This is a genomic window from Marinobacter sp. EN3 (assembly GCF_000475315.1).
GTDB lineage: Bacteria > Pseudomonadota > Gammaproteobacteria > Pseudomonadales > Oleiphilaceae > Marinobacter > Marinobacter nauticus.
The window spans coordinates 1-479 of the sequence record NZ_AXCC01000064.1; the positions used below are offsets into that span (position 1 = coordinate 1).

The 479-nt window shown below is 61.0% G+C and carries 1 pseudogene; it reads right to left on the reverse strand.

Annotated features, from left to right (window positions below):
- Nucleotides 1-104 precede the first annotated feature (104 nt).
- A pseudogene (gene istB, locus Q675_RS35310) lies at nucleotides 105-479 on the reverse strand (IS21-like element ISSpu5 family helper ATPase IstB); the annotation flags it as partial.

Here is a 479-nt window from a genome sequence, read left to right on the forward strand (position 1 = left end):
TGCGTAAACCGCTGAAGGTTGCCACCCATTCCACGTGAAGCCTGCCACCCGGACCGGAGCAAGGCTGCCACCCATCGGAGCGTAGCGACGCGGGGTTTCTCTTCTTACTCCGAAGTCTCAGTGCCCGTCAACTTTGCCTGCTGTTTTCGCATGGATTCGCCCCGCAGATTGATCTTGTAGGCGTTGTGTACGAGCCGGTCCAGGATGGCATCTGCCAGAGTGGCGTCACCGATGATGCCGTGCCATTCCTCGATGGGTAATTGGCTAGTGGCGATGGTGGAGCGCCGGCCATGTCGGTCTTCCAGCACCTCCAGCAAGTCCCGCCGGTTCTCCGCGCTCAGCTTCATCAGCCCCCAGTCATCCAGGATCAGCACGTCGACCTTGGCCAGGCTGGTCAGGAGCTTTGAGTATTGGCCATCGCCCTTGGCGATGGTCAGCTCTCGTAGCAGCCGGGTCAGGCGGACGTACTGGGCGGTGTA